At 47.3% G+C, this 10,866-nt stretch carries 12 protein-coding genes and 1 tRNA gene; 10 read left to right on the top strand and 3 right to left on the bottom strand.

The window, feature by feature from the left end; translation table 11 throughout:
* The first annotated feature begins 99 nt into the window (after nucleotides 1–99).
* The 10 genes from GC097_RS31725 to GC097_RS31680 all read left to right on the top strand — a co-directional run bounded on the left by GC097_RS31725 (nucleotide 100) and on the right by GC097_RS31680 (nucleotide 8,371).
* Complete coding sequence (locus GC097_RS31725) at nucleotides 100–1,323, top strand: putative glycoside hydrolase (protein ID WP_171687257.1); 1,224 nt, start codon at nucleotides 100–102, stop codon at nucleotides 1,321–1,323.
* A gap of 154 nt (nucleotides 1,324–1,477) precedes the next feature.
* Nucleotides 1,478–2,935 carry an IMP dehydrogenase gene (gene guaB / locus GC097_RS31720; protein ID WP_171687256.1) on the top strand — a complete coding sequence of 486 codons (1,458 nt, stop codon included), beginning with the start codon at nucleotides 1,478–1,480 and terminating at the stop codon, nucleotides 2,933–2,935.
* Nucleotides 2,936–3,054: 119 nt separating this feature from the next.
* Nucleotides 3,055–4,398 (top strand): D-alanyl-D-alanine carboxypeptidase family protein, encoded by a 1,344-nt coding sequence (locus GC097_RS31715; RefSeq protein WP_171687255.1) that lies wholly within the window; start codon nucleotides 3,055–3,057, stop codon nucleotides 4,396–4,398.
* A 118-nt stretch (nucleotides 4,399–4,516) separates the two neighbouring features.
* Nucleotides 4,517–5,398 (top strand): pyridoxal 5'-phosphate synthase lyase subunit PdxS, encoded by an 882-nt coding sequence (pdxS, locus tag GC097_RS31710; RefSeq protein WP_171687254.1) that lies wholly within the window; start codon nucleotides 4,517–4,519, stop codon nucleotides 5,396–5,398.
* On the top strand, nucleotides 5,398–5,976 hold the full coding sequence (gene pdxT / locus GC097_RS31705; protein WP_171687253.1) for a pyridoxal 5'-phosphate synthase glutaminase subunit PdxT: 579 nt from the start codon (nucleotides 5,398–5,400) through the stop codon (nucleotides 5,974–5,976). The genes pdxS and pdxT overlap by 1 nt, the downstream gene beginning before the upstream one ends.
* A 91-nt stretch (nucleotides 5,977–6,067) precedes the next feature.
* Complete coding sequence (gene serS / locus GC097_RS31700; RefSeq protein ID WP_171687252.1) at nucleotides 6,068–7,348, top strand: serine--tRNA ligase; 1,281 nt, start codon at nucleotides 6,068–6,070, stop codon at nucleotides 7,346–7,348.
* Between the two features lie 83 nt (nucleotides 7,349–7,431).
* Nucleotides 7,432–7,516 (top strand) — tRNA-Ser (locus GC097_RS31695).
* Nucleotides 7,517–7,673: 157 nt separating this feature from the next.
* Nucleotides 7,674–8,018, top strand: a complete 345-nt coding sequence (locus GC097_RS31690) for a hypothetical protein (protein ID WP_171687251.1) — start codon at nucleotides 7,674–7,676, stop codon at nucleotides 8,016–8,018.
* Between the two features lie 23 nt (nucleotides 8,019–8,041).
* A complete protein-coding gene (locus tag GC097_RS31685; RefSeq protein WP_171687250.1) occupies nucleotides 8,042–8,191 on the top strand; it encodes a hypothetical protein in 150 nt (49 codons plus the stop codon).
* 15 nt (nucleotides 8,192–8,206) lie between these two features.
* Nucleotides 8,207–8,371 carry a small acid-soluble spore protein P gene (locus GC097_RS31680; RefSeq protein WP_171687249.1) on the top strand — a complete coding sequence of 55 codons (165 nt, stop codon included), beginning with the start codon at nucleotides 8,207–8,209 and terminating at the stop codon, nucleotides 8,369–8,371.
* 256 nt (nucleotides 8,372–8,627) lie between these two features.
* On the opposite strand, the gene GC097_RS31675 is transcribed toward GC097_RS31680, so the two are convergent.
* From GC097_RS31675 to GC097_RS31665, 3 genes are read right to left on the bottom strand one after another with little or no spacing between them, the layout of a single operon-like run.
* Nucleotides 8,628–9,791, bottom strand: coding sequence for a hypothetical protein (locus GC097_RS31675; protein ID WP_216625961.1), 1,164 nt, complete (start codon nucleotides 9,789–9,791; stop codon nucleotides 8,628–8,630).
* Between the two features lie 24 nt (nucleotides 9,792–9,815).
* A complete protein-coding gene (locus tag GC097_RS31670) occupies nucleotides 9,816–10,250 on the bottom strand; it encodes an anti-sigma factor family protein (RefSeq protein ID WP_171687248.1) in 435 nt (144 codons plus the stop codon).
* Nucleotides 10,247–10,864 (bottom strand): RNA polymerase sigma factor, encoded by a 618-nt coding sequence (locus GC097_RS31665; protein WP_216625960.1) that lies wholly within the window; start codon nucleotides 10,862–10,864, stop codon nucleotides 10,247–10,249. Before GC097_RS31665 ends, GC097_RS31670 begins: the two co-directional genes overlap by 4 nt.
* Nucleotides 10,865–10,866: the final 2 nt, after the last annotated feature.

The raw sequence follows: 10,866 nt of genomic DNA, 5'->3' as shown, positions 1-10,866 counted from the left end.
AAAAGAGTCTTTTTGGAAGAAATTCCAAGAAGGCTCTTTTTTTTACATCAGTACAATGCATCATAACAAACCATACTAGCCCTATAAGGAGGGATTGGTATGGGTGGATGCTTGGTTAGGAAATGGTTAGGCATTTTACTACTTGGTTGTTTGGTGATACAAGTCGTGGTCGTTAGCGGATGCTCGGTTAAGATGGATGCTGCGAGGGAGGAAATGGAGGCGCCGCTTCAATCCTTAAACAGCTCTACCGAGAGGAAGCAGCCTGCTCCAAATGTAGAAGCGGAACCGAAGCAAGCGACCCCTCCGACAGAACCGCCAGTCGAGCGGCAAATGCCTGCTAAAAAGGTGGTCAAAGGCATTTATGTATCTGCTTGGTCAGCGGTAGGGAATAAATTTGAGCAATTGATTAACTTGGTGGATCAAACGGATTTAAATGCGATGGTTATCGATGTAAAGAACGATTCAGGGCAAGTTACATATGCCTCGGCGGTGCCTTTGGTGAATGAGATTGGAGCTAACAGCAACGTCATTATTCGCGATATGAAGGGCACACTGCGGAGGTTAAAGGATAAGCAAATTTATACAATTGCCCGAGTAGTCGTTTTTAAAGATCCCTATTTAAGCAATAAGAAAAGCAATTATGCGATGAAGACTCATCAAGGCAACGTTTGGAAGGATAACAAAGGAATAGCTTGGGTGGATCCATACAAGGAAGAAGTATGGGACTATAATCTTCAAATCGCGAAAGAAGCTGCTCAGTTAGGATTTGACGAAGTTCAATTCGACTACGTGCGATTCCCCGAAAACAGCAAAAGGGTTGACGCGGAGGTTAAGTTTGATAATCCGAGTAAATGGACCAAGGCACAGGTCATTGAAACTTTTCTCAAAAAAGCTAAGGATCGTATCGGGGATCAGGCCTATCTGTCTGCTGACGTGTTTGGCTTAACTACCTCCTCTGACAATGACATGGGCATAGGGCAAGATTGGTCCATGATTAGCAAACAGGTTCATTATATCTCGCCAATGCTGTATCCCTCTCATTATTCTAATGGCATGTACGGTATAAAATATCCTGATTTGCAACCCTATGCCGTCATTCATAAAGCTATCGTTGATGCAAAGGGAAAAAACGACAAGATCATGCAGGCCAGTGTTTCTGCCGCTGAAATTAGGCCATGGTATCAGGATTTTACGGCAACGTGGGTAAAGCCCCATAAGACATATGGAAACGTGGATGTGAAGGAGCAAATTAAAGCAGCCAAGGAGCTGGGTGTGGAACAATTTTTGTTATGGAATTCAAATAGCCTATATACTTATCGTTAACCGAATGTTCTTATTCGGATGCTTGAGGATCTTTGAAAGGTTCCTTTTCCTTGACACGAAAAATGGGCTTTTGTTAAGATTGCATTCATATACAATGAGCAGGCTGCTTATGACCTAGTTTTTGAATAAAGTGATTCAAGGAGGAGTATGTGTTGTGAGGGAAGACAAGTTTGGTAAGGAAGGTTTGACGTTCGACGATGTGCTGTTGGTGCCAAGAAAGTCTGAAGTGTTCGGTAAGGAGATCGACGTTTCGACGGTGCTTGCGCCTCACGTAAAATTGAATATCCCGTTCATTAGTTCCGCGATGGATACTGTTACGGAATCGGCCCTAGCGATTGCAATGGCGAGAGAAGGCGGGATCGGAATTATTCATAAGAATATGCCGATTGAGCTTCAAGCCGAGCATGTAGACCGTGTTAAGCGCTCAGAGAGCGGCGTTATTACAAACCCTTTCTCCTTAACGAAGGAACATCATGTTTATGACGCTGAAGAGCTAATGGCGAGGTACCGTATATCGGGTGTGCCAATCGTGGACGAGGCGAATAAACTTGTTGGGATTTTGACCAATCGTGACTTGCGTTTTGTGCATGATTACTCGATCAAAATCAAAGAAGTTATGACACGGGAAGGCCTTGTAACAGCTCCGGTCGGCACCACTCTTCAACAAGCGGAAGGCATTCTGCAAAAGCATAAGATTGAGAAGCTGCCTCTAGTCGATGATAATTTCGAGCTAAAAGGTCTAATCACGATTAAAGACATTGAGAAGGCCATTCAGTTCCCTAACTCCGCGAAAGACGCACAGGGACGTTTGCTGGTAGGTGCGGCTGTCGGTGTTTCGAAGGATGTTATGGAAAGAGCGGCGGCGCTTGTTAAAGCCGGAATAGACGTAATCGTAGTAGATTCAGCACATGGGCATCACATTAATATCGCAGAAACGGTCAAAAAGATTAGAGCGCAATACCCGGATCTTCCTATCATCGCAGGAAACGTAGCTACAGGCGACGGTACACGCGATCTGATCCAAGCTGGAGCATCCATGGTGAAGGTTGGAATCGGGCCAGGATCGATTTGTACGACAAGGGTTATTGCAGGGATCGGCGTTCCGCAAATTACGGCGATTTATGACTGCGCGCAAGCAGCTGCCGAGTTCGGAGTTCCGATTATCGCCGATGGCGGGATCAAGTACTCCGGCGACGTGGTAAAAGCAATTGCCGCTGGGGCGAGTGCGGTTATGATCGGCAGTCTCTTCGCTGGAACTGATGAAAGCCCAGGGGAATCGGAGATTTTCCAAGGACGTAAATTCAAGGTATACCGCGGTATGGGTTCCTTAGGTGCGATGAAAGAAGGCAGCAAGGACCGTTATTTCCAAGAGAATGAGAGCAAGCTTGTCCCTGAAGGTATTGAGGGGCGCGTAGCCTACAAAGGGCCAATGGCGGACACCGTGTATCAACTCGTTGGCGGTCTTCGTTCAGGCATGGGCTATTGCGGCGCGCGTAACATCCAGGAATTGATTCATGATACGCAATTCGTGCGGATCACAGGCGCTGGATTAAAGGAAAGTCACCCGCATGATATTCAAATTACGAAAGAAGCTCCGAACTATTCTTTGTAATTGTCACATTTTGGTTATATTTGGAGGCGCAGGATTTGAACCTGCGTCTTCTTTTTTTTGTCTAATAGGGTGTGTTACAATATAAAAATGGGATAAAAATTACTAGGGAGAGTGAAGTTGTGAGATTGTTTAGTTTTACAAAGAAAAAGATTGCTTTGGTGTTAGGTGTTAGTTTAATAGCTCAATCCGTACTTTTACATATACAACCGGTTTCTGCCGCTGATACAAAAGCACCGGCTGCAACTACAGCTCCAACGTCTGCTACAGCACCAATTGGAAATGAACTGAAGGTCAGTGCCAAATCTGCCATTATCATGGAAGCCAGCACAGGTGCCGTTCTCTATGAAATGAACGCTGATGAAGCACTGCCGCCCGCTAGTATGGCGAAAATGATGACAGAGTATCTTGCCATGGAAAGCATCAAGGAAGGCAAATTTACGTGGGATTCGAAAGTAACGGCATCCAAAAACGCCGCCGCTGTCATTGGTTCCGGTCAATTAATCGCAGAAAATGAAACACTGACTTTCAAAGATATGTTTAATGCCATGTCCATTTATTCCGCGAATGACGCATCTGTGGCTTTTGCCGAGCTGCTTGGGGGCGGATCGGAAGAAAACTTTGCGAAAATGATGAATGAGAAAGCCAAGCAATTGGGCATGTCCGACAAGGCTCACTTCATCAGCGCTACGGGACTATCCCGTGTCGATCTGAAGAACCCGCCGCAATCGATTGAGGGCGAAACGAAAATGACAGCGCGGGATGCTGCAATTCTTGCCTATAACATCCTGAAGGATCATAAAGAAGTTTTAGAATTTACGAAAATTCCGTCTTTGAAGCTCAGACCGACCGATAAAACGCCGATGATCAACTGGAACTGGATGCTGGAAGGCAATTCAACGAATACAAATTTCAAGAAATACGCCTATCCAGGGCTGGATGGTCTGAAAACAGGTTCTACGGATGATGCCGGCTACTGCTTTACAGGGACTGCAGAAAGAAACGGGATGCGCCTGATCACGGTTGTTATGGGCACAAAGACAGAGCCTGAACGTTTCAATGAAACTAGGAAGCTGCTCGATTACGGATTCAATAATTTCGAAATTAAACCGTTCCTAAATGCGAAGCAAGAAATAGATTCTTTGAAAATCGTAAACATTAAGAAAGGCGTTCAAACGCAAGTGCCTGTTGTAACCAAAACCGGATTAACGTTTGTAACGAAAAAAGGCGCAAAAGACACGGATTTTAAAGTTACGGCTCAAGCCTTGGAAGAAACTAAACTGGTAGCTCCAATTGCCAAAGGCGACGTGCTCGGCAAAGTAACGGTGGACTACAATGGACAAGTAAAAACCGTAGATCTCATTGCCAATGACGATGTCGAAAAAGGAAGCTGGATACGCTTGCTGTTCCGTTCTTTCAAAAACTTCTTCAGCGATCTATTTAAAGGGATAAAGGGTGGTTCCTAGACCAGATAATGGGTTGTATAATGCCCCTCCTTCATGTAAAATGTTTGTTTAGAAGTTTACTATCGAATCGTGTAGGAAACTGTATAAAATCGCACTAAGGTATAGGAGGAAATAAAGAATGGAAACAGGAACATCCCGCGTTAAAACAGGTATGGCCGAAATGCAAAAGGGCGGCGTTATTATGGATGTTATGAACGCCGAGCAAGCAAAAATCGCAGAAGCAGCTGGTGCCTCCGCTGTTATGGCGCTAGAGCGCGTACCTGCTGACATTCGTGCGGCTGGCGGAGTATCCCGTATGGCTGATCCGACTATCGTTGAAGAAGTTATGAAAGTCGTATCCATTCCGGTTATGGCGAAAGCAAGAATCGGGCACTTTGTAGAAGCGAAAGTCCTGGAATCTCTGGGCGTTGACTATATCGATGAGAGTGAAGTTTTGACACCAGCGGATGAAGTGTTTCACATCAACAAACGCGATTTCACAGTTCCTTTCGTTTGCGGCTGCCGCGATCTTGGTGAAGCATTGCGCCGTATTGGCGAAGGAGCATCCATGCTTCGTACTAAAGGCGAGCCGGGAACAGGCAACATCGTTGAAGCTGTGCGCCATATGCGCATGATTCAAGGGCAAATTCGCAAAGTACAAGCGATGTCCAAAGACGAGTTGATGTTTGAAGCGAAAACGCTTGGAGCTCCATATGAATTGATGCTGCAAGTTCATGAAACAGGCAAACTGCCGGTTGTTAACTTCGCTGCAGGCGGTGTGGCGACTCCGGCCGATGCTGCTCTCATGATGCATTTGGGTTCTGACGGTGTGTTCGTAGGTTCCGGTATTTTCAAATCGGACAGCCCTGAGAAATTCGCGAAAGCTATCGTAGAAGCTGTAACACACTACACGGATTTTAAATTGATCGCAGAAATTTCCAAAGGCCTAGGTGCCCCTATGAAGGGAATCGAAATTTCCAAGCTGCAAGCTTCCGAGCGTATGCAGGAGCGCGGCTGGTAATGACGAAGATTGGGGTTCTCGCGCTTCAGGGCGCGGTAGCAGAGCATATTCGCGGCATCGAGAGTGCTGGCGCTGAGGGCGTTGTCGTAAAGCGTACGGAGCAGCTTGCCGAGCTTGATGGCATTATTCTACCTGGCGGAGAGAGTACGACAATTGGCAAGCTGATGCGCACGTATGGCTTTATCGATGCGCTTCGGGAATTTTCTGCGGCAGGCAAGCCGATCTTCGGCACCTGCGCAGGGTTGATTGTCATCGCGAAAGAGATCACCGGACAGCCGGAAGCTCATCTTGAGCTGATGGATATTACGGTGGCTCGCAACGCGTTTGGCCGTCAACGCGAAAGCTTTGAGACGGATTTGCCGATCAAAGGCATTGACGAGAACGTTCGCGCGGTGTTCATCCGTGCCCCGCTGATTGAGAAAGTGGGACCCGGTGTGGATGTATTGGCCACGTATGACGGCCAAATCGTCGCGGCGCAGCAAGGACATCTCCTTGCGGCCTCGTTCCACCCTGAGCTGACAGACGATTTCCGTCTGCACAGCTATTTTTTAGATATGGTAAAGCAAAGTCAAGCATAATTGATGGTACAAGCACCTTGATATCACCGGAAACTTCGGTAAGGGTGCTTGCTTCCATATACAACCATTTTGCGCTAACGGAGGAATCTCCTTGTTTGATGTAAAGTTACTTCGAAACGATTTGGCAGCCGTGCAAGCTGCCATGCAGAACCGTGGTAAGCAGATAGAAGAGCTGAACGGTTTCACCGCATTAGATTTAAAACGCAGAGAGCTTCTGCAAGAAACAGAGCAGCTCAAAAATCGCCGCAACACTGTTTCCCAAGAGGTGGCAGGACGCAAGCGATCCGGCGAGAATGCCGATGAGCTGATTCAGGAAATGAAAGTGGTCGGAGACCGCATTAAAGAGCTGGATGACGAGATTCGTGTACTGGACGAGTCCTTACAACAAGTGCTCCTCTCCATTCCGAATATGCCCCATCCTAGCGTCCCTGTAGGCCGTTCCGAAGAAGAGAATGTGGAATTGCGCCGTGTTGGCGAAGTTCCGCAATTCGATTTTGAAGTGAAGCCGCACTGGGAAGTAGCGCAAGAACTGGGCATCCTTGATTTCGAAGCGGCGGCGAAGGTAACGGGCTCGCGTTTCGTTTTCTACAAAGGACTCGGCGCTAGATTAGAGCGCGCTTTAATTAACTTCATGATGGACCTGCACAGCGATGAGCATGGCTATGAAGAAATGCTGCCGCCTTACATCGTTAACCGTGATAGCTTGACGGGTACCGGACAGCTTCCGAAGTTTGAGGAAGATGTCTTCAAAGTGGAGAATTCGGAGTATTTCCTAATTCCTACGGCGGAAGTACCGGTTACGAACTACCACCGGGAAGATATTTTGACAACCGAGCAGCTGCCTGTTAATTTCGTCGCTTTCAGCGCTTGTTTCCGCTCGGAAGCGGGATCAGCTGGAAGAGACACACGCGGCTTGATCAGACAGCATCAATTTAACAAAATTGAGCTCGTTAAGATCGTTAAACCCGAAGACTCCTATGATGAGCTAGAGAAGCTTACAAGCCATGCTGAGCGCGTCTTACAGCTATTGAAGCTGCCTTACCGCGTATTATCCCTATGCACGGGTGATATTGGCTTCACGTCTGCCAAAACGTATGACTTGGAAGTATGGCTTCCAAACAGCGGCGCTTACCGTGAAATCTCATCTTGCAGCAACTTCGAGGATTTCCAAGCTCGCAGAGCGAACATTCGTTTCCGCAGAGATGCTAAGGCGAAGCCGGAATTCGTACATACTCTGAATGGTTCAGGCTTGGCGCTCGGACGTACCGTTGCGGCGATTCTTGAGAACTATCAGCAAGCTGACGGCTCGATCAAGGTGCCTGAGGTTCTTATTCCTTACATGAACAACGTAAAAGTAATCACGAAAAAATAGTACTTGCTTATTATCGAGATTATGTGATACAATGCTTTTTGTCACTGCACAAGGTTGTCTCCTCTACAGGAGACACCTATCGTGGAGAGGTGGTCGAGTGGTTTAAGGCAGCGGTCTTGAAAACCGCCGAGGTGCAAGCCTCCGTGGGTTCGAATCCCACCCTCTCCGTAACCATGGTAATACCCCAACCAAAAAGTCATGCGATTCTTATGGATCGTGTGGCTTTTTTTGTTTTTGTTTGAGAAACATCTAACGGAGTTGTTGTTTTTTTACATGGATAAAAGCCGGGCGCCTTCCGCATTTTAAACATGTGGAGGTGTTACCTATGAGCAATGAGAAGCTGACAATTGATCAAGCGGAATTGGTACAAGAGTGGACAAATGTTCTCCCTACGACCTTGCAGCCTACCGATCAGGCACGCGTATGGGCCGATGAAGCCGATGCTCAGACCGTTAGGGTTCATATTGAAGCGGGAGGGCACTCGGGTTACAACTTCGATTTTAAAGTCAATTACGTGGATGCCAGAGAGGTTAATGTGGAACTGATGGACGTGCAGCAGGGTACTACTCACATTGATGAAACCGGTGATGTCGTTCAAAATCTGGTGGATGACTATGTTCGCCACATTCATGAATGCGCACAAGTCTTGCACAGAGTCACACATGTTTAAACTGCGGAGGGGAGTTCACTCACATGACAAAGCAAAAAGCTCCGGATAAAAATTTGCAAAATGTTGCCAAAGATTTCGAAGCGGCTCCTGTGAACAGTCATAACGCTCAGCAGGTGCAGCAGCAAGTAAATGATCATAGACATCAAGATGCTCTGAATCATAAAGGAAACTAGAGGGGAATGATCACGATGAAGCCAGATGCTTATGGAGTAGCGGATCCGTCTCAAAACCAATCAACCCGAAATAATCAAGGCAAACAGCAGCAAGATCCTCTTTCGGGATCGAAGAAAGTGAAAAACCGTAACCATTCGAGGAATAATGGGCATGGCGAAGGCGCAGGCCACGGTCATTAAAAATTGTTCTCCGGACGATGTTTAAAGATCGCCAAGCCGGACATACTATATTTTGTCGGTGAGCAGAGAGGTGTGGTTCCGTTGGAGCATTCCGCGAAACAAAAACCGTTGCAAAGAGGACTTTCATACCTGTTATAATCAGGCTGGAGGGGATGTGCCAAAGACACTTACCGTGTTTTATAAGCAGATTTTCCTAAAGGTTTATGTGTAACATGTTTAAAAGAAACCCAAAAAACACCGACAAAAAAAGAACCCCTTAATAAGGGTTCTTTTTTTCGTCTGGCGAATAGGGAGCTGAAGTCGGTTCTGCCTGAGCAGGCCGCATTTTCCGGTAAAACAGCAATTTAATGCCGCCGCCGATGAGAATCACAGCTACGATTAACGTTTGTCCGAAGCTGTTTATCCAGTACAAGTAATTATTCGGGAACATCTGATATAGAAACTGGACAATGACTTCCTTGAAGACATAGTAGCCGCCGAGCAAGATAAGGACAAAGCCGATGGATCGGTGATACGCAGTCCAGTTTTCGACGATCGGTTTATCTACCAGCGTACCGTTTTCATATTTCGAGATGCTCTGTAAGGCATCGAAGAAGCTGAAAAACCACAGAATCGGGATTAGGAAGAAGAAAAGGGATAGCCGCAGCACATCCAGCACATAAATGGAGAACAAGAAAATCGCCATCAATTGAATGCCCCGTTTATTCATCGACAGATACAGGTGTGCGGCACCTGGGAAAATAGCGATAATCGTCGCCAAGGTCCGGTTCTTGCGACCGTTATCATCGCCTAGATGAAAGTCATCGAAGAGACTGCGGTCCGTAAGCTCGAAGCCCGCTTGTTTGCGCTCTTGCTGCTTAAGCGCATCGAACATCGTATAAAACCACAAAACCGGCATAGCTAAGAGAAAAGCAACGAAGCTGTTATTATGGGTCATCATGGTGATGAAAAAGACGAGAACGGCAACCCCGAAAAAGGATACCATAGCGGTCAATCCGCGCTGCATAAGACCCAGCTGGAAATGACCTAGACCAGGGACGAAGGAGAGCAGCATGACCCTCGTTCTTTCTTGTGCGGCAGCATGAGCGGCATAGGGATTAGGCTCCCAAGAGGGTGTGTGCGTATAAGGGTCAGCTCCGTAGGGCGCCGCTCCCTGCGGCCCGTAATAAGGCTGAGGGCGCAGCAGGAAGATGATCATATCCACCATATTCGCGATCCCTACGAGGGCTGCGAAGAGGAGCAGGAGAATCAGAGATCTATCATGTGCATGAACAACAGCGACGCCAACGAAAAGGAGAAATAAGGGGCCAAAGAATCCTGCTCCGTAAAGTAAGGCGCGAAAGATTCGATTCATATAGAGATGACCCGCTCCGGGGATGAAGGACAACAGGAAAGCGACGAGGCTGCTTTTGTTAGGCATTTAAAGTGTAAACCTCCTTGTGGTTTATTTGTTCTGCAGAGTATCCAGCCAACTTAGCGTTCTATTTAATAGTTTATCCGAGATCGGTTGATCGATTTTTAATTCGGTAGGAGGAGCGGGTTGCAGCGCGCTTCTAGGTCCCAACTCCTGCGATAATCCGTGAAAAAAGCCGGTAGCCACCAGAATCAGCGTAGCCGCCGCCGCAATCCCGTAATGCAGCATCGTAGAGCGGTACCGGGAGCGTTTGGTTCCCATCGTACGTGCGAGTACGTCATCTACATACTTGTGCTCCTCGATATCCATATAGGGCAGCGTCGCCGTCATTTGCTCCATACAGATCATATACAGTGCCAAGCAATCATCGCATCCGTATAAATGTTGTTCCATTTCACTTAATTCACTCGGCGGCAGCTGCTCATGGATATATTGGCTCCAGGCTTGTTCATCAAAGTGTTTCACAAAAAATCCTCCTCCTTCCAGTTGTTGCGAAGCCACTGCTTGGCCCTATACAGCTTGGATTCGATCGTTTTCACCGTTACCCCGTGGGCACTAGCAATATCTTGGTACGATTGATGATGAATATAATAGGCCGTTAGTACTTCGTGGTAATTGGCGGGAATTTGGTGAAGTTTCCGGCGAACGAGCTCGGTGGTCTCCTTCGTCAGCACCTCTTGTTCCACACCATTGGATGAGAACGGATGAGTCCCCGAGGTCTGACCTTCTTGGATCGGAGCTTCCATCTCTGCGGTCATTTCTTCCCTTCGCCTGTTGGCCGATCGTTTGAAGTCAATGGCCCGGTTCACCGCAATGCGGGTCATCCAGGTTTTAAGTCCTTTCATCTGGTACTGAGGGAGGGAGAAGAAAATTCGGGACCAGACATCCTGCGATATATCCTCGGCATCCTTCGTATGGCGTACGATGGCATAAATCGTTTGGAACAAGTATTGACGATAAGTCGCAACAAGTTCCCGGAATGCCGCCTCATCACCATTCAATATGCGTGTTACAAGCTCTTGTTCCTGAATGTGCTTCTCCTCCTCTCCGCATAAATAGACGCAGGTGACGATGCCCAACC

The sequence above is a fragment of the Paenibacillus planticolens genome, from assembly GCF_013141725.1.
Classification (GTDB): Bacteria; Bacillota; Bacilli; order Paenibacillales; family NBRC-103111; genus Paenibacillus_E; species Paenibacillus_E planticolens.
This window is presented reverse-complemented; position numbering and strand designations above follow the sequence as displayed.